This window comes from Mucilaginibacter sp. cycad4, from assembly GCF_034263275.1.
In the GTDB taxonomy this organism is placed as follows: domain Bacteria; phylum Bacteroidota; class Bacteroidia; order Sphingobacteriales; family Sphingobacteriaceae; genus Mucilaginibacter.
Map to the genome: position 1 here is coordinate 1,914,096 of NZ_CP139559.1, position 18,770 is coordinate 1,932,865.

At 41.4% G+C, this 18,770-nt stretch carries 16 protein-coding genes and 1 tRNA gene; 5 read left to right on the forward strand and 12 right to left on the reverse strand.

All coding sequences use genetic code 11. From position 1 onward, the window contains the following. Positions 1-21: 21 nt before the first annotated feature. Entirely contained in the window at positions 22-1,464 is a 1,443-nt protein-coding gene (locus SNE26_RS07785) for a L,D-transpeptidase family protein (RefSeq protein ID WP_321558794.1), read from the reverse strand. Between the two features lie 226 nt (positions 1,465-1,690). Between SNE26_RS07785 and SNE26_RS07790 the strand changes: the two genes are divergently transcribed. Continuing rightward, complete coding sequence (locus tag SNE26_RS07790; protein ID WP_321558795.1) at positions 1,691-2,701, forward strand: glycosyl hydrolase; 1,011 nt, start codon at positions 1,691-1,693, stop codon at positions 2,699-2,701. Further along, entirely contained in the window at positions 2,701-3,213 is a 513-nt protein-coding gene (locus SNE26_RS07795) for a DinB family protein (protein ID WP_321558796.1), read from the forward strand. Before SNE26_RS07790 ends, SNE26_RS07795 begins: the two co-directional genes overlap by 1 nt. Here the strand turns inward: SNE26_RS07795 and SNE26_RS07800 are convergent. From SNE26_RS07800 to SNE26_RS07840, 9 genes are all read right to left on the reverse strand, one after another. Beyond that, positions 3,203-3,829 (reverse strand): HAD family hydrolase, encoded by a 627-nt coding sequence (locus tag SNE26_RS07800; RefSeq protein ID WP_321558797.1) that lies wholly within the window; start codon positions 3,827-3,829, stop codon positions 3,203-3,205. The two genes, SNE26_RS07795 and SNE26_RS07800, sit on opposite strands and share 11 nt — an antisense overlap. A 9-nt stretch (positions 3,830-3,838) precedes the next feature. Then, entirely contained in the window at positions 3,839-5,071 is a 1,233-nt protein-coding gene (locus tag SNE26_RS07805; protein WP_321558798.1) for an MFS transporter, read from the reverse strand. Between the two features lie 148 nt (positions 5,072-5,219). Next, positions 5,220-6,314, reverse strand: coding sequence for a chorismate synthase (aroC, locus tag SNE26_RS07810; protein WP_321558799.1), 1,095 nt, complete (start codon positions 6,312-6,314; stop codon positions 5,220-5,222). Positions 6,315-6,444: 130 nt separating this feature from the next. Beyond that, complete coding sequence (aroA, locus tag SNE26_RS07815) at positions 6,445-7,767, reverse strand: 3-phosphoshikimate 1-carboxyvinyltransferase (RefSeq protein ID WP_321558800.1); 1,323 nt, start codon at positions 7,765-7,767, stop codon at positions 6,445-6,447. A 7-nt stretch (positions 7,768-7,774) separates the two neighbouring features. Further along, on the reverse strand, positions 7,775-8,905 hold the full coding sequence (locus SNE26_RS07820) for a chorismate mutase (protein ID WP_090525833.1): 1,131 nt from the start codon (positions 8,903-8,905) through the stop codon (positions 7,775-7,777). Positions 8,906-8,997: 92 nt separating this feature from the next. Further along, positions 8,998-9,906 carry a prephenate dehydratase gene (locus SNE26_RS07825; RefSeq protein WP_321558801.1) on the reverse strand — a complete coding sequence of 303 codons (909 nt, stop codon included), beginning with the start codon at positions 9,904-9,906 and terminating at the stop codon, positions 8,998-9,000. Positions 9,907-10,352: 446 nt separating this feature from the next. After that, positions 10,353-11,279 carry a sterol desaturase family protein gene (locus SNE26_RS07830; protein ID WP_321558802.1) on the reverse strand — a complete coding sequence of 309 codons (927 nt, stop codon included), beginning with the start codon at positions 11,277-11,279 and terminating at the stop codon, positions 10,353-10,355. 1 nt (position 11,280) lies between these two features. Beyond that, the gene (gene aroB / locus SNE26_RS07835) at positions 11,281-12,339 is read right to left on the reverse strand and encodes a 3-dehydroquinate synthase (RefSeq protein WP_321558803.1); all 1,059 of its coding nucleotides are present in this window, start codon (positions 12,337-12,339) and stop codon (positions 11,281-11,283) included. Between the two features lie 2 nt (positions 12,340-12,341). Then, entirely contained in the window at positions 12,342-12,548 is a 207-nt protein-coding gene (locus SNE26_RS07840) for an RNA-binding S4 domain-containing protein (protein WP_112566398.1), read from the reverse strand. Positions 12,549-12,606: 58 nt separating this feature from the next. On the opposite strand from SNE26_RS07840, the gene SNE26_RS07845 reads away from it, so the two are divergent. Continuing rightward, positions 12,607-13,809, forward strand: a complete 1,203-nt coding sequence (locus SNE26_RS07845; RefSeq protein ID WP_321558804.1) for a proline dehydrogenase family protein — start codon at positions 12,607-12,609, stop codon at positions 13,807-13,809. Between the two features lie 29 nt (positions 13,810-13,838). On the opposite strand, the gene SNE26_RS07850 is transcribed toward SNE26_RS07845, so the two are convergent. Beyond that, positions 13,839-14,471 (reverse strand): HAD family phosphatase, encoded by a 633-nt coding sequence (locus SNE26_RS07850; RefSeq protein ID WP_321558805.1) that lies wholly within the window; start codon positions 14,469-14,471, stop codon positions 13,839-13,841. A gap of 65 nt (positions 14,472-14,536) precedes the next feature. On the opposite strand from SNE26_RS07850, the gene SNE26_RS07855 reads away from it, so the two are divergent. Both SNE26_RS07855 and SNE26_RS07860 read left to right on the forward strand, forming a co-directional pair. Next, a tRNA-Ile gene (locus tag SNE26_RS07855) sits at positions 14,537-14,610 on the forward strand. A gap of 443 nt (positions 14,611-15,053) precedes the next feature. Further along, positions 15,054-15,584 (forward strand): hypothetical protein, encoded by a 531-nt coding sequence (locus tag SNE26_RS07860; RefSeq protein ID WP_321558806.1) that lies wholly within the window; start codon positions 15,054-15,056, stop codon positions 15,582-15,584. 556 nt (positions 15,585-16,140) lie between these two features. Here SNE26_RS07860 and SNE26_RS07865 read toward each other — a convergent pair. After that, positions 16,141-18,495, reverse strand: coding sequence for a histidine kinase dimerization/phosphoacceptor domain -containing protein (locus SNE26_RS07865; RefSeq protein WP_321558807.1), 2,355 nt, complete (start codon positions 18,493-18,495; stop codon positions 16,141-16,143). Between the last annotated feature and the right edge of the window lie 275 nt (positions 18,496-18,770).

Below are 18,770 nucleotides of genomic sequence, written 5' to 3' on the forward strand. Positions count from 1 at the left end.
GAAAAGTTTGCCGGGCTTTTTTTACCTGGCCATAAAGCTTTGCAGGTGTGCGTAAAGCACTATATCTAAACCATAAACATCTGGCCTGTATTGGATAGTACCATTTTCATCAGCCCAGCAGGTTACATACGTGATGTAAATAGGCGTTCTCTTTGGTAAACCGATATTGGTAGGCTCTGGTTTATCTTCAATCATATCTTTTGAAATAGTATCGAGGTCTGCACCTTCACCAAATAGGTTTCGCGCCAGGCCGAGTGGATCGCCTAATCGTACACAACCGTGGCTTACGGCCCGCATAGCATGCCTGAATGCTTCTTTATTAGGTGTATCGTGCAGATAAACGCTGCTGCGGTTTTTAAACAGAAACTTTATTTTACCCAATGAATTGTCTTCGCCGGGGCGTTGTTTAAACTCGTATTCCAAATTGTCGGGCGTAACTTGTGACCAGTCGATCGTTTCCGGGTCTTCAATCTTTTTACCATCTTTAAAAACATCTATGTTTTTATTGGAGAGGTAATAACGGTCATCAGCAGCTTCAACAATGATCTCTTTAGTGGCAATGCTGCGCGGGATATTCCAAATGGGGTTTACCTGAACGCTGTGGATCAGGCTGTTTAATATAGGTGTTTCCCTGGGGAAAGGCTTATCAGCCTTCGCGGTATCATCAAAGTGTTCAAGCGTGTTTTGGTTTTTCATGTTACGCCCCTGGCCTACGCAAACTTTCATATTTAAAACCGATTTGCCATCTTCCATAACGTCAAGCCTGAAATCAGGGATATTTACAATCACGTATTTGGGTTCGAAAGGTTTATTTCTCCAGCGTAAGCGTTCAAGGCTAACCAATAAATAGCGTTTGCTTTCCTCTTTTGAAAGGCCTTGTATGGTAGCGCTATCCCTGTAAGCTTTTTGCAAAGCTAAATATTGCGGGCTTTTGGGCTGGATACTGTCAAGGAATGTTTTAAAATCTGCCCGGTTTAAAGTGGCAAGCATTGTTGTACTATCGGGTCGGCGGGTGGCCATAAAATATCTCGAATAGATCTTTTTAGGATTGATCACGCCGTATTGCAAAGCATTGGAATATTTTACCAATGCTCCGGCCGCTAAAATTTCAAGTTTGGCAACAGTTTCATAAGCCTCATCAATTGTTTTTATAGCTGTTTTGTCTTTAAGTTTAGCAACAAGCGCTTTGATCTCTGCCGATGGGTATACAGTAGGGTCGAGGCCATGTTCGTTGATCTTATCCAGATATTCTGGTAGAGCCTCCAGGTCGCCATTGTTTAAGTGGTTTATAACTAAGAGTGGCTGGTATTCGTTCTTTCTAAAAAATGATTCAATAACTAATGGGTTGGCCGTTTTAGATCTGTATTTTGCGAATACTCTTTTAAAAACGGGAATATATTCTTCAGTATCGGCCTTTTTGAAAATCTCATTGTGGGTGATCCTGAACATGTCTTCAGCAATCATCTCATGCTTTTTTTTACAGCTTTGAAACACAAACAGCAAAACAAAACACGTGGAAAGTATAATCGGGATAAAGTGTTTTTTAAACGGGATAGGTATCATATACACGAAAGATAGTTAAATATTGCATATCAATAGCAATACCTATACCATAAAGGGTTATGCTTTTTATTTATTTTTGAACATAACGCTCTATAACCATTAAGCTGCATAATCTGTTTTAATTAAAATGAAAAAACTACTATCACTTGCCTTGATTATATCATTGCCTTTCATGGTATTAGCACAGGGTTTTAAACCCGTAAATAAAGAAGCATCGCCTGAAGTAAATAAATTGCTTGCTTTCCTTTATAGTATAAAAGGCAAACATACTTTGTCGGGCCAACAGAATTACAATAGCGACCGTGACGTTTTTTCAGACAGTGCTAAGGCTATTACAGGACATTATCCCGCCGTGTGGGGTTCGGATTTCATGCTTTGGGGAGATAAAGACCTGGGGCAGGACCTTGTTAATGAAGCTAAGCAGAAATGGCAGGACGGTTATCTCGTAACACTCATGTGGCACCAGGGCCGGCCGTTAGACAATCCGCCATATGATTGGAAACAAAGCATTCAGGGGAAAATGACCGATGCACAATGGAAAGAATTAACTACACCTAATACCGATTTGAACAAAAAATGGCTGGCCCAGATTGATGTGGTCGCCGGCTACCTTAAACAACTAAGGGATGCTCATGTACCTGTTTTATGGCGACCATACCACGAAATGAACGGCGTGTGGTTTTGGTGGGGAAATAAAAAAGGAAATGACGGAATTATCAAACTTTGGAAGATGATGTATGACCGCTATACCAATTATCACCATTTAAATAATTTGATCTGGGTGTGGGGGCCGAACGGTTTACGCGATCTGCCCCTGGATGAAGCCTATGATTATAAGGACTTTTATCCCGGTGCTGATTATGTAGATATTTTAGGTGCTGATATCTATCACTTCGATTATGAACAACGGGATTATAACGATCTGCTTAAGGTAGCTAACGGCAAGATCATTGCGCTGACAGAAACCGGTGAACTGCCAAAACCCGAAATTCTGGCAGCCCAGCCCGAATGGGCCTGGTTTATGGTATGGACAAGCTGGCTTTGGACTGATAATACACACGAGAGGGTGAGGACAATATATAGCCTTCCCCAAACGCTTAATCATGAAGAAGTAAAAGCACAGTTAAATAAAAACTAATGTCTGTAACAAAATTACCTGAAGTTTGGCTCCGCGGCCCGCTGGCGGATGTTCCTGCTTTGCTGCAACCGGTAGCACACGCGCTTTTACAGGCAAGGGAAGAACTCAATGAATTGATGATTGGTTTTCCTGAGGTTTTATTATGGGAGAAGCTTGCCGGTATGGCTTCACCGGGCTTTCATTTGCAGCATTTAACCGGCGTGCTCGACAGGCTTTTTACTTATGCCAAAGGCGGGTTATTGAGCGATGAGCAATTAACCTATCTCGCGGCAGAGGGAAAACCGGGTGAAGAAGAAACAAGCGTTGGGTCTTTGGTTAATGCTTTTAATCAAAAGATCGACGCTGTGTTGCAACAGCTCAAAACTACTGATGAATCTACCTTAACCGATTGGCGAGGAGTGGGGCGGGTGCAATTACCATCTACTGTGATCGGTTTATACACTCATTCGGCAGAGCACACGATGCGGCATTTGGGGCAGCTTATTGTTACAGTAAAGGTGCTTAAGCAATAAAAGCAGTTGCATCCTTCAGGTTTTGTGAACGGTGGGTTACCTGCGCGTTGGGATGTTTATTTTCGGGATCATATAGAAATGTATCTATCCCCAATTCGCTTGCAGCTTTTATTTCCGATTCAGGATCATCGCCAATAACGAGCACATCTTTGGGCTGGTAATTGTATTGCTCCAATATGGATGCAAAAATATCTTTTTTAGTTAATGACGAAAGTTCCGGGTCTACAATGTGGATGGCTTCAAAATCAGCTTCAATATCCAACATTTTAACCTTGCTCCATTGCAATTTGGTAAAACCTGTGGTAACCAGGAATTTGGTAACGTTTGTTTCGCGGATCTGTTTGTAATCGTCGAAAGGCTGCATGGGCAGGTTATATTCAATATTCGTTAATAGCTCCAACCCCTTGCTTCTAACGGTTTCGCCAAACTGGTACTTGTCTGCTACCTTTTGATATGGGATGCGCTTCAGATCTTCTTTTGCCCTGTTAATATGCTCAATACCCTCGCCGGCAATATGCAGATCAAGAAAGCTGAACAGTTCGTTAAACAAATGATCGGCTATGGAACTAACCGGATATATGGTATTATCAAGATCTAATATGATAGCTTTTTTCATAGCAGCAAATTAAGGTAAAACAGGCACTCGTTTATTGATATGTATCGATCGCTTCATGATAAAATAACCTAAGGCCACAAACAGGCAAACACCTCCAAGTAACCACCACAAAAGCTCAAACCCTCCGTAGGCGATAACCTGGCTGCCCAAAAAAGGTGCTATGATCTGTGCGCCGGCCCATGACATGCTGTATAACGCAGCATACTCACCGCGGTTGCGTACGTTTGAACGACTTATCCAAAACGTGTTCATAAATGGCATGGAAAGCATTTCGCCTAAAGTTATCATGCAGACAATTAATATGGCTACCAAAGGCACATGTGGCATCAGGTTAAGCAATATAAAACCACTGCCGGTAACCAAAATGCCGGATATAATATATGTTAAAGCATGGCGCTTGCCTTCAAGCCAGTTGATCAATATCATTTCAATCAAAACGATAAGTATCCCGTTTAACGCCAGTAGGAAACCGATAAAACGCTCATTAAAATGCCATTGTATTTTATAAAATACAGGCTGCATAATAAAGAACTGGAAAAAGCAGGTCGCAAATAAAGTAGCTAATAAGATAAACAACAGGTAAACGCCATCTTTATAAGCCGATGATACTACCTCTTCAAAACCGGCAACGGCTTCTTTGATGGTTTTCGCCACTTTTGAACGTGGCATCAAAGTTAGTAATAGTATACCTGCTGCGATATTGGTACAACCATCTACCCAAAAAAGTAGGCGATAATTTATTGAAGCTAACAATCCCCCTAAACCACCGCCAAAGGCCCAGCCCAGGTTTGTAGCCAGCCGGTTAAGCGAGTAGGAGCGCGTTTTGTTTTCTTCGGTACTATAATGGGCTATAGCAGTTGAATTTGCCGGTCGGAATGATTCATTGCAGATGCTCAACACCAATGTGAAGATAGCCATACTGATGAAACTTGTTTGATAACCCAGGACCAGGAACAGTAAGCCACCAGTAAGTAATGCACCCACCTGCAAATCATAAAAGCCTATTTTATTAATCAGCTTACCACCAATAAAACCTCCGGACACAGCACCTACGCCAAAAATTGCCATGATATACCCTGACTGCTCAATGGTAAAATGCAGCTGCCTGATGGTATAAATGGTCATGAAAGGTACAACCATGGTACCGCTGCGGTTAATAAGCATTACTATGCTCAGGTACCAGCTGTTTTTTGAAAGTCCGCTGTATGCTTGTTTGTATAATTGGATAAGAGAGGTAGCCATAGCTTTGCAAAGGTAGGTTATTGAGCGGAAAGCTTAAAGCAGAAAGCCCAAAGCAAAAAAATATGATAAATAAAAAGCCGAAAGTTCAATGCTTCTCAGTAGAACGCTTTAAACTTTCGGCTTTTTGCTTTGAGTTAAAAATATACTATTAAATCAATCTGGCGTTTCTGTTTCTGAGCCAATGGTCGGCTAAAACAAGGGCTGCCATGGCTTCAACAATAGGTACGGCGCGCGGAACCACGCAAGGGTCATGACGGCCTTTGCCCGAGATTTCTGCAGCGTTGCCCTGGCTGTCGATAGTAGCCTGGTTTTTCATGATGGTGGCTACGGGTTTAAAGGCAACCTTAAATTCGATAGGCATACCATTGCTGATGCCTCCCTGGATCCCGCCCGAAAAATTGGTAATGGTTTGTATATCTCCTAAGTGTGATTTTACAAAAATGTCGTTATGTTCAGAACCACGCATTTCGCTGCCCTCAAATCCGGATCCAAACTCAAAACCATGTACGGCATTGATGCTGAGCATGGCCTTGCCTAAATCGGCATGGAGTTTATCAAATACAGGTTCGCCAAGGCCAACCGGGCAGTTTTTTACATAACAGCTGATCTTACCGCCAACGGTATCGCCATCTTTACGTACGCTGTCAATAAATTCGATCATTTCTTCGGCAGTTGCCGGATCTGCACAGCGTACGATGTTTTTTTCGCGTTCTTCGATAAACTCAAGCGGATTGCTGATAAATACATTAGGCGCATTGATCTTGCCTACGCTGCTCACATGGGCAACAATTTCGATGCCCTGAGTTTTTAGTAACAGTTTAGCTAAAGCGCCTGCCGCAACGCGGGCCGCAGTTTCCCGGGCCGACGAACGACCGCCGCCACGGTGGTCACGAATACCGTATTTAGCCTGATAGGTATAGTCGGCATGGGAGGGGCGGAATACATCTACATTATGGCTATAGTCTTTTGAACGCTGATCTTCATTGGGGATCAGCATAGCAATAGGGGTACCTGTAGTTTTATCTTCAAATACGCCTGAAAGTATCTTTACCGTATCACTCTCTTTACGTTGCGTAGTAATCTTTGATTGACCTGGTTTACGTTTATCAAGCTCGCCCTGGATATAGTCAAGATCAACTTGTAAACCAGCAGGGCAGCCGTCGATAATCACACCAATGGCTTCGCCATGTGATTCGCCAAAAGTGGTGATCCTGAATAATTGCCCGAATGAATTGCCTGCCATAGTTTTAGATATGAGATGTTAGTATTTATAACCGTCATTGCGAGGTACGAAGCAATCGCGAACTATACAGGGCGAACCTGCTAATCGGGGATTGCTTCGTGCCTCGCAATGACGTGGTTTAATATTGCTTTTAGGCTTTCGCCACCACTTCTTCTACTTCAAACCCTTGCTTTTCCAGATCGCTCCAGAAAGCAGGATATGATTTATCAACTACCGGTCCGTTCTCAAATTCCATTTGCGGAAGGATTAGAGCCAGCGGTGCGAAGGCCATTGCCATACGGTGGTCATGATAAGTATTGATAAATATACTATCAGGGATGAATTTTCCGCTGCAATCAAGCGTATAAACTTCATCTTTTTCAATCAGTTTAACACCCATTTTACCAAGCTCTGTTTGCAAAGCCAGTATGCGGTCGGTTTCCTTGATCTTCAGGGTTTCGAGGCCTGTAAATGATGCTTCATGATTCAGGGCCGCGCAAACAACAATTACCGTTTGTGCCAGATCGGGGCATTCTTTCAGATCAAATTCGCGGCGGGAGATAGGTTTGTTCTCTTTTTTCAAATGAACGCCACCATCCCTGAACTGGGAAGTAATACCAAAGTTAGCCATGATCTCGGTGATCACACTATCGCCCTGCAAACTATACGGGGTAAGACCTGTTAAAAACAGTTCGGCCTCATCAGCCAATGCAGCGATGGCATACCAGTAGGAAGCGGCGCTCCAGTCTGGTTCAACATATAATGATGTTGTGGTAAATTCCTGATTTGAAATTGCGATAACATTCCCCACCCACGTATGCTTTATGCCAGAAGTTTCAAGCATAGCCAGGGTCATTTCAACATAAGGACGTGAAGTTAACTCACCCTCAATATGTAATTCCAAACCTAAAGGAAGCCGGGCTGCTATCAGTAATAAAGCTGTAATATACTGGCTGCTGATATTGCCTTTAATGCTGATCTTATCGGTTTGCTGCTTAAAGCCCCCTTTTAGTTTAATTGGAGGATAGCCATCATTCTCTTCATAATCAATATTGGCACCCAGCACCCGCAATGCATCAACCAATATACCTATTGGCCGTTCCTTCATGCGTTTACTGCCGGTTAAAATCACTTCATCTTCCTGTATAGCATAGTAAGCCGTCAAAAAACGCATAGCTGTTCCCGCCGGACCGATATCTACGATTTCGGATTTGCAATTTTCGATTTCGGAATTATCAGGAGAAGCGTTTCCTGCCAGAACCTCCTGGCTCTGAGCTCTTGACTCTTGATTCTCCCTCAAAATACCTGCCAGTAAAACAGCATCAGCGGCGTCAGATACGTTTTCAACCCTTACTTTACCTTTGCTTAACGCTTCAATGACCAGGGCACGGTTACACTCACTTTTTGAACCGGTGAGGTTAACCGTACCATTAATGAGCTTGTTGTTTCTTTTCAGAATGATGTTATGCATCATTAAAATATTAGGCGTGTGTAAGTTTTTCTGCTGCCTGGCCTTGAGCAGCGTCTGCGTTCATTACCTCTGTTTGCCTGCGGATAGATTCGTTGTGAACCAGTTCAAGCAATTTTTCAGTAAACTCGGCGCTTAATTTTAAAGCTTTACCATAGGTTGTGCGTTTCTGCAGGATCTCGTCCCAACGGCCAACCTGTAAAATGGTAATGTTGTTGTCTTTTTTGTACTGACCGATTTTTTCGGCGATCTGCATACGTTCAGCAATTTTCTGGATTACCAGGTCGTCGATCTTATCGATCTGGTTACGTAGTTCAGCAAGTTTATCGTTTACTTCAGAATTTCTAACTTCCGCTTTACGCAAAGTTAAGTGGTCAATGATATCAGCAAGAGCTGCAGGCGTAACCTGTTGTTTAGCATCTGTCCAGGCTACACTCGGATCGATATGTGATTCGATCATTAAGCCCTGCATATCAAGGTCTAAAGCTTTTTGTGAAACATAACCGATTAGATCGCGGTTCCCTGAAATATGGCTTGGGTCATTAATAAGAGGTAATTCGGGGGCAAGTGTTTTTAAGGCGATAGCAACATCCCACATCGGTTCGTTACGGAAAGCAGATTTTTCGTAAGATGAGAAACCGCGGTGAATGGCAGCTAATTTAGTAATGCCTGCATTATTGATACGCTCTAAAGCGCCAACCCATAATGAAAGATCAGGGTTTACCGGGTTTTTAACCATTACAGGTACATCAACACCTTTTAAAGCATCAGCAATTTCCTGAACGGTAAAAGGGTTTGCAGTTGAACGTGCACCTACCCAAAGGATATCAACACCCGCTTTTAAAGCTTCTTCAACGTGTTTTGCAGTAGCAACCTCAACAGCGGTTGGCAAGCCTGTTTCTTCCTTGGCGCGTTTTAACCATTCCAAGCCAATGCTGCCGATACCTTCAAACTCACCCGGGCGGGTACGTGGTTTCCAGATACCTGCACGCAAAGCTGAGATTTTACCTGTTTGGGCTAATAAATGAGCTGTGGCTACTAATTGTTCTTCTGTTTCAGCGCTGCAAGGGCCTGAAATAACCAGAGGTTCCTTACCTGTTTTGATCCAGGTGTTAAGCGGCTGTATGTTTAAATTTAGTTTCATCGTTTTTTGTTTGTCCGGGGTAGCCGGGAATGTTAGTTAATAATTTAAATTATGTTAGTTTTTTTGGTTTCTGTTTGTGTATTAACTTTAGCTTATACGTTACGCCTGATATTGATATACTTTCGGATGCTCCGTTGGGCCCGGTTAGGTTTTGGGCTTACCGTATGCTCATCATCGTGCCTTTCATACTCGCCAAGGATGTTGAAGTTATGGGTGTACTTAAGAATCTGCCTTATAGAAGCGTCATATTGTTTTTGCTCCTCCCATTCTATATCTACATAAAAATTGTACTCGTTGCGCTTGCCCAAAATCGGCATCGACTGAATTTTGCTCATATTTACGCCTTCTTCGGCAAAAATATTAAGCACTTTAGCCAATGCACCAACTTTGTTACTTACCTGGAAACATAACGAAGCTTTGTTAGCCGGTTTCTTCTCGATATTATCATGATGGGTAAGGATCAGAAAACGGGTAAAGTTTCTTTTGTTCGATTCGATGCGACGCTCCAAAACATCCAGGCCGTAAAGTTTAGCGGCTAAAGAGTTTGCAATAGCAACCGTATCTGTTAGCTGTTCGTCCCTGATGCGTTTAGCACAGGCAGCAGTATCGCTGCTTTCCACAATTTTAAGGTGCGGATATTCGTCAAAAAAATCAACACACTGGCGTAAGGCAATGGGGTGGGAGGTTACATATTTAATGTCCTCGAATTTTACTCCGGGTAAAGCCATCAGGTGCAGTTGGATGGGCAGGTAAATTTCACCAACTACGGGGAAGCCATAATCAAGCAGCAAGGTATAGTTTGGCAGGATGCTGCCGGCAATACTGTTTTCGATAGCCATTACAACATAATCGGCCTCACGGTTCTTTAAACTTTCAAATGTTTGCTTGAAAGAGTTGCATTCAATGGTCTCGGTGTTTTCGCCGAAGTATTTCAATGCAGCTTCTTCGTGAAAAGAGGCGCGGATACCCTGAATCGCGACTTTTGGTTTTTCTATTTTCATAAACCTGCTTAAAGCAAAAAGTCCCGGCTTGTAGGCCGGGACTTTTTAGTTTCTTTATATGTTTGTTTTGTACATATTAGTCCCGGCTCTCACTGGTAAAGTAAAAGTAGTAGCCAAAGAAGTATGCACCTGTTAATTTCATTTGTTGTTTTTTTATTACGACGTAAATGTACGGTAAAAAAAGAGTTTGTCAATAGAAAATTTTATTTTTTGTAAAAAAAGAATAGTCAACAAAATTAAATTTGGTGGAAGTTGGTTTTTAATTCACCAAACGTTGTTTTCCGGATGTAAGTTATCTTAATGCCCAATTTTTCCGGATAGTTTCATCAAAGTTACAGGTTTGCTCATCAGAACATTTGCCTTTTTGTAACTGTTGTGCCCGAGTTTAGATATTAATTGTGTTGTTGTTTTAGGTATGTTTGAAAGCCGCGCCCCAAATGATATTGCTAAGCGGCAGTTTCGTGTTTTTTATGCGCCTCTTCCATTTCCCTATATTCCCGTTGCAATACACGTGCTGTCTGGGTGCTTCCATCATGGCTCCAACCCGGAGGGTGCATAAAATAGCCTATTTTTGATTTAAGATCGGGTGCATTTTTTACGTCGTGCAACAGGGCCTTCCACTCATGAAAAAGCACGTTCACAGGTCCCATATCTTCGGGCTGCTTGGTGATACCATATTTAACAGGCTCGGGCAAATCTTCATCACGGAAAGTGCCGAATAGCCTGTCCCAGATGATAAGCACCATTCCCATGTTTTTATCAAGATAAGGGATATTTGAAGCATGGTGAACGCGGTGATGCGCGGGCGTTACGAAAATCCAACCATACCATTTTGGCAACGGGATTTTGTATTGCGTATGTACCAGGTTACCGTAAAGCTGGGTAATAAGATATGCGTACAGGATATCTAAAGCAGTAAAACCCATTAAAGCCAGCGGCAGATAAAAGAATACCCGGTAAAGTGGTTCAAATACGGTTGACCGAAAGCCCGTGGTGAAGTTAAAATGCTCGGACGAGTGATGGGTAACGTGCATGGCCCAAAACAGGCGGCAGTAATGTCCTGTATAATGCAAAATCCAATATAAGAAATCCTGAACTACGACAAGGATAAACCAATACAGAAATATATTATGGATTTGGAATAACCTAAAATGCAGGTATGTATAATCTAAAATAAAAAAGGTAAAAAACTTAACGCAAAGGTTGATTACAACAGCGAGGGAAGTAAGGTAAATATTGGTCAGTGTATCGCGGGTTTCATAATACTTGCGGTCTTCCCAATAGCTCAGGGCCATTTCAACAAGCGTTAAAACAACAAGCAAGCCCATCAAAACCAGGGCAGCCTTATTTCGCGGATCTAAATGCTGAAGCATGTTACAAGTTAATGTAATATCTTAAACTTTCACAAAGTTCGTGGGCAGTGCACACATTATCAATACTAAACTCACCTATATGTGTTAATAAGGTGCAATTAATTTCATCACCAACGTTCTTTTTGTCCTTTTTCATGTTCAACAGCAGTTCGTCGAAGCTGTCTTCGTTGATGATATACCTGGGATAAAGATCGGTCAATACCTTTACAATTTCATGAAGTTCTTCTGAAGGCAATCCCGTTTTTTTGTGGGCGAGGTATGATTCGCAGATCATGCCGATAGCTACGGCTTCCCCATGTGAAAGGCTATCTTCATCATGCAATAAAGAGTAGGTTTCAACCGCATGCCCGATAGTATGGCCAAAGTTAAGGGCCTTACGGATGCCTTTCTCGTGCGGGTCCTCGATGGTGATTTCATTCTTGATTTCTACAGAACGATGGACAAGCTCAACTGAAGGGTTTTTAAGGTCGCTGTTTTTAAGTTGATTCCAATAATTGGCATCAACAATTAAACCATGTTTAAGCATTTCGGCCAAGCCGGAAAGGATTTGGCGCGGCGGAAGGCTTTGTAAAAATTCATGTGCTATAAACACAGCTTTAGGCATGGTGAATGTACCGATGATGTTTTTGATACCATCAACATCGATACCTGTTTTGCCGCCAACAGATGCATCAACCTGCGAGAGCAGGGTAGTGGGCACCTGCACAAAATCTATCCCTCTTTTATAAGTAGATGCAGCGAAGCCCCCCATATCAGTAATAACACCGCCACCTAAGTTGATCATGAGGCTTTTACGATCGGCGCCAAAATCAATCAGCATTTTCCAAACGCCCACACAAAAATCAATGTTTTTGCTTTCCTCGCCTGATGAAATTTCGATCAGGTCGTAATTATTAAAGTCTGTAAGTTTGCTGGTAAGTAACGGCAGGCAATGTTCGCCTGTATTTTCGTCGGTTAAAATAAAAAATTTGGAGTAGTTGCCTTTTTTAATAAAATCAACTAACTCATTAAGGCTATTATTAAAATAAACCGCGTAATTATCGCTTTGAATAGTGTTCATTATTATATTACTATAATTTTATTTCCATCGAACTCAACCGTATCACCTCTTTTTACTTTGAGGCGTTTTCGGTAGTCAACCGTGCCGTTATACTTCACGAGGCCTTCAGTTACAACTATTTGCGCCTCGCCGCCGGTTTGCACTAAGTTCGCAGCCTTGAGTAGCTGGATCATTGGGATAAAGTCCCCTTCTAACTTAAATTCGATCATGGGATGGCAAAAATAAACTATTCATGCAATTATGAGTTATCATTTTATAATTTTGCAGATGACCTCTTTTGAAACTAACAATAACCAAGGACGAAATACGCCCTCGTTCGAAAATACAGAAATAGCTTTTCGCCATTCATCCAATACCGATCTGAACCGGGCCTACTGGCTGTTCAGGATGATCAATATTAACTTTTTAGTAAAAATAGGCCCACCGGTTACCAATTTTGCCATGAAAATTGGTTTGCCGATAAAGAGTATTATCAAAGCTACCATATTTAAACACTTTTGCGGCGGTGAAACCATCGCCGAATGTGATTATACCATCAAAAACCTTTACAGCGGCAGGGTAGGTACTATTCTGGATTATTCGGTAGAGGGGGAGGAAGAAGAAACCGTATTTGATAATACCCGTGATGAGATCATTCGTACCATTGACCGCGCTGCCAAAGACAAAGCCGTTCCCCTTACCGTATTTAAAGTAACTGGTGTAGGCCGCTTTGGCCTGCTTGAAAAACTTGATGCCCGTCTTAAATTAAATGAGACCGAAGAGGAGGAGTGGAGAAGGGTACAAAACCGTGTACTGGCTATCTGCGATAGAGCTTTTAAAAATAACGTGCCTGTAATGATAGATGCCGAAGAAAGCTGGATCCAGGATACCATTGATCTTTTAGCGCTTACCATGATGACACAGTTTAACAAGCAAAAGCCGATAGTATATAATACCTATCAAATGTACAGGCATGATAAACTGGCTTCGATGTTAAACGATCATGCCATTGCTCAAAGTGAAGGCTTTATACTGGGGGCAAAAATAGTACGCGGTGCTTACATGGAAAAAGAGCGCAAACGTGCCGGAGAAAAGGGCTATCCTTCTCCAATTCAGCCCGATAAAAAATCTGCTGACCTTGATTATGATTCGGCGCTTGATTATTGCACCAGTCATATCAATGAAATAGCTTTTATTGCAGGTACACATAACGAAGAAAGCTGCCGCCTGCTGGCCGAACTACTGGATAACAAAGGCATTGATCATAAACATCCGCATGTTTATTTTTCGCAATTGCTTGGTATGAGCGATAACCTGAGTTTTAACCTGGCCCATGCCGATTATAATGTAGCCAAATATGTACCTTATGGACCGGTAAAGGCTGTACTGCCATATTTATTTCGCCGTGCGCAGGAGAATACGGCTATAGCCGGGCAAATGAGCCGCGAGTTAAGCTTAATTACAAAAGAAAGAAAGCGCCGAAGCGCTTAATGTATTGAGATATGGAAAGAGAGCATTTATTAAATTAAATGCTCTCTTTCGGCAAAGGCCTGTATAGTATCGGGGGCGGTCATTAAAAAGGTTTGGATGCCCAGTTTTTTAGCAGCTTCCAAATGCTGCGGGCTATCATCAATAAATAAGGTTTCTTCGGGTTTTAAATTGTTTTCCTTAAGTACCTGCTCAAAAATGGAAGGTTCGGGTTTGCGTTTGCCTGTAAGGTGCGAGTAATATGTTTTTTCGAACAGGTGATCGTTACCTTCAAAACCGAAATCGGTTTTAAGATAGTTCATGATATATTCATAATGAATGGCGTTGATATTACTGAGCAAAAAGGTACGGTACTTATCTTTCAGCTTTAATAGTAATTCGTGATTCCCTTCGGCAATTCCGACCAGGATACTGTTCCATGCCGCATCAATCTGATCATTGGTAAGGGAGGAGTCGTTGGTTTTTTCTCTTACGTAATCCCTGAATTGTGCTGCAGTAACTTCACCACGATCAAATTTATCAAAAATTTCATCCTGGGTTTTGTGGCCGAAAAACGTTTCAGGATTGCTGATACCTAATTGATTCCATGATTGTTGAACCCGGTGAAAATCAATGCTGAAAATAACATTACCGTAATCGAAGATGATATTTTTAATATTTTCCATAAAAAGAGTTTGAGATATGGCCGCAAATATGTAAAATTGCACCCGCAAACAAAAACAAAATAACCGCGCCTATAGCTCAGTCGGTTAGAGTAGAAGACTCATAATCTTTTGGTCCCTGGTTCGAGCCCAGGTGGGCGCACAGAGTACAAAACCCGCTTTTTACGTATGTAGAGCGGGTTTTTTCGTCTTACACATGCGGGTCAGGATCCCGGATCAAGCAGGAAAGTTGTGTGGGAATAAAAATCATAATTGATCCTATTTCAGCAACTCTCGGTCGATGTACTTATATCGGAGGTTTTGCCGCCAGTAGCACTAAATAAGATATACAAAACTAATGCTGTTTAGTTATCATCCCTGCTCTGCTTGCGTTCCCAATCAGTAGATTTCAGCTATCAAACATACTATTTACGGTTTATTTACAAAGTTTACATTTTTATTTACAATCCAAATTCCTTGTGTTGAAGGACATCAAAGTAATTTTGTTGCACCAAACTTTAAAAGGGCATGAAAAATAAAAAGAATGCCTTAAACGGCCCCATTTATTTAAAAGACATATCTATTTTAATTAAACCTGCAGAAAATATGAAAAAAGTTATTTATGCGCTGATCTTACCGCTGGTTGTGGTAAGCGGATTAGTATTTGCAAATTGTGAAATTAAAAATCAAACTTCTAAAAATTCAACCCTAAAGCCTTTCTCTGCTGCTGAAAGGAAAGCTGCATTAAAAAAATGGGAGGCGAGCCCTGATGGTATAAAGTATAAAAAATGGGAAGCGTCTCCCGCAGGTAAAAAAGTATATGCCGGTGCTGCTAAAATAAGGGAGCACATTAAGGATTATACCAATATGGAGGCTGTTGTAACCTCTCTTTCTCTTCCGCCAGGCTCATTATTAGGTTTCGGAGTGATGGCCAGGATTAATGGTAACGATTATATTCTTAGGTTTGACAATGAGCTTCAGCAGCTAAATAGCCTGAAGATTAACGACAAAATAATCATAAAAAGCCATAGTGTATCGTACGCGCCCAAGTATGCCTATCCAATAGTATCGGGCGAATATGTAGAACGAGATAGTAAAATAATTTATAAGCATGCCCCTCGCAAAGGTGGTTGCTGAGTACAAGTAAATAAATTATGAAATACACACACGTCACGTATATGCTTTGTTCCTGATGTTTGTTTTTTGCATTTCCTGTGGAGGACAAAACAAACCAGCCCTCCCAAAAGGATAATAGCAAGTCCTAAACCAAAGACGTATTCACTTCCAGATGGATTGGCAATGAGTATACTGATTCTATTGGTAAGAGCCTGATCATACAAAACAGCCTGCCAAAAGGCCGATTAAAATACCAGATGGGCACCAATTGGAAATGTTTATATAGACTCAACGAATATACCGAATTGTGGTTGAGGCTGAATTCTGTTTAGTACCCTCTGTGGTTGATTTTCTACCACGGAGGGTATATGAAGTAATCGATGATCTTTTTCGTGTTTTGATCAAGTTGCTGATTTATAGGGTTTTTATTCTATTCCGACCTTTGCGAACACACGCTATGGAACACCTATCCGTTTTTATATTCGGGTCGCTCAAACTATATAATGAGTTGAAATACAGTTAATTTATGATATTAGATATTCACTAAAAAGTACTCTAAAAGACTGGAAAACTGCGTTCACCCGGCGTCCTGCGGGCGATCTGAAGTTTTATCAAACCTCATTTGGTTTTCAACTTTAAATATGACCAGTACTGTTACCCCAAATCCGCTTTTAATCTCAAAGTTACCTCCCAATTGTTTGCTAAGTGCCTTCATCATCTCCATCCCCAGTGATGATGTCTCGGCTATATTGAAATCGGGAGGCAGCCCTCTTCCGCTGTCGGCTATACGCAATGTAATGATTTCGGGCGCCGATAGTTTCGCGTCAATAAGTATTTCTCCTCCGTCGGTTCCAAACGCATATTTAATACTATTGGTAATGGCTTCATTTAATATCAACCCCATAGGCACAGCCTGCGATATATCAAGATTGCCCTGGTCCAAATTCTCTTTAAACCTAATTTTCCGGTGCCCGCAGTCATAGCAGGTGTATAGATACCTAACCAAATCAGTAATATAATCGGCCATAACAATGGTGGCTACATTAGTTTTACTATAAAGTTTTTGGTGGATAATTGATATGGCCTGTACCCGGTTTTGGCTATCCCTTATGGCATCCCGGGCATCGGTACTTTGCAGATAGGCGGATTGCGTGTACAGTAAACTCATTACAATTTGCAGGTTATTTTTAACCCGGTGATGAACCTCCCGGAGTAACCATTCTTTTTCAGTAATTAAATCTTGCTGGCGACTTAACAGGTTATCCTTATCCTGAAGTAGCTTTTCTTTTTCGTTCAGCAGGGAGAAAAGAGAATTATTCTGGGCATTGATTTCCTCTTGCTTAATTTTTAGCTTGAAGTTGCCGCGCTGTTTGCTTCGATAAGCGAAGTATAATACTCCTGCTAATATAAAACCTATCAATACACCGGCAAAAGTGATGTTTCGTTGCTGATGAATTTTCTCGAGGTTGCTTTTTTGTATAGTTGACTGATTATTTAATTCCTGGATCTTCTTATCTTTTTGCACTGACAAATATTTCGTTTCAAGCTCATTGATTTGCTTGCCTGTTGCAACATTGTTAAGGGAATCTTTGATAATTTTAAGTCGCTGAAAGCCTTTTAATGCCTCCAGAAAATCGCCTTTGGCCGAATCAACTTTGAATCTGTGTTGATAGATGGTCATTCTTGAAAGCACCGACATTTTACCGGTAGGCAGTGCTTCAAGCATCTTCAACTCATCATTCAGCTTTGCCCACTGTTTGGTAAGCAGATAATGCTTAGGTAGTGGATCGTACGCAGCAATAAAATTATCCATGGCGTAATAGTTTCTTTTTGTTTGCTCGGGGACAGCTTTATAAACCTGCTGGAATACTTTTTTAAACCTCGGAATCATTTTTTCGGCACCGTTGCTGTTGTTCATGTGATTATATAGTTTCAACTCGGCCGAGAGAAACATACCTTCCTGAACGACAGTTTTTTGAGGATACCTCCGGGACGTTTTTTTTAGATATGCGAAAGCCGTTGAATACTTTTTTAGATTGATATAACAGGTAAGTATCTCGTGAACGCCCAGGTTGTACATTTCCTTGTCATTCAGTTTAGCTGCAATATCAACACATTTTTGGTGGTAAATCAACGCCTGTTCAAACTGACGTTTGTTGTAATAGGCTACTCCCAGTGTAAAGTAATAATATTGTCCCCAGTTAAGATCATGTTTGGGGGCGGCTTCATAGGCATTTACGCAATTAATACGGGCAAGTAACTCCTTCGGCATATCGCCCTTTCGATAATAGTTATCCGCCAGTCTATAATAAGCTAATGCAATCTGTGGGCTTTTTAAAAGCTGGTATTGCTTAACTACAGATATAAAACCTTGTTCGGCCTTATCAAATTGATCAGCATTTTGGTATGTAAATGCAATCCGAAATTGCTCATCAGCAGCTTGAAGTTTGAAGCCATTTTTTAAATAAATTTCGTAGGCCTTATTATGGACATTTAATTTACGGGCAACCTCAGCCTTATCTGATACAGGCATACGGCCGGCATAATAATGCCAAACGTTTGCTTCCTTTAACGGTTCGTGGCGTGCCTGGTAATAGTTAGCTACCTGGGTAAAAACCTGGGTTGCCGCGCTCCAATTGTTCTGTTCTATATCAAGTTCTCCTTTGCTAAAAAGCGTACGATACAGATGGCCTGCAGCAAGAATAGTTTTACTGAGTGTTTCGGCCTGTGTTAAGTAATATGAGGAGCTATCCAGATCTTTGGGAAGCTCTCCTGGTTTATTTAAGTAATACCGGCCTAATTGAAGTTGCACATTGATACGATTGGTATCATTTTGGGTATTTTGAAGTTTTTGAAGAAGCTCACCTATATTTTGACCATCAGCGATGAAAGCATAGCTTATCAAAAAAACGCAAATGGTAAGCTTTTTCATCGTCGTGATATGGGATTTAACTAAATTGGTTTTCGTTATGATTCAAAAGAGGATAAAAACTGAAGCGGCTTTGCCGATGATGATTGCCATTTTCAGAATCTCTTCTCTTAAAATCAAATACCGACAACGAAAGATTGTGCCAGTTAGTCAAGTGTTTGAAAAACAAATATTTGACTTTTTTTAAGGCGTAAAAGAAGCGATATATCGGACGGGCGTTGAACTATCGTCCGATATATAGTCGGCATGGGAGCGGGGCTGATGTAAATTGTAATAGC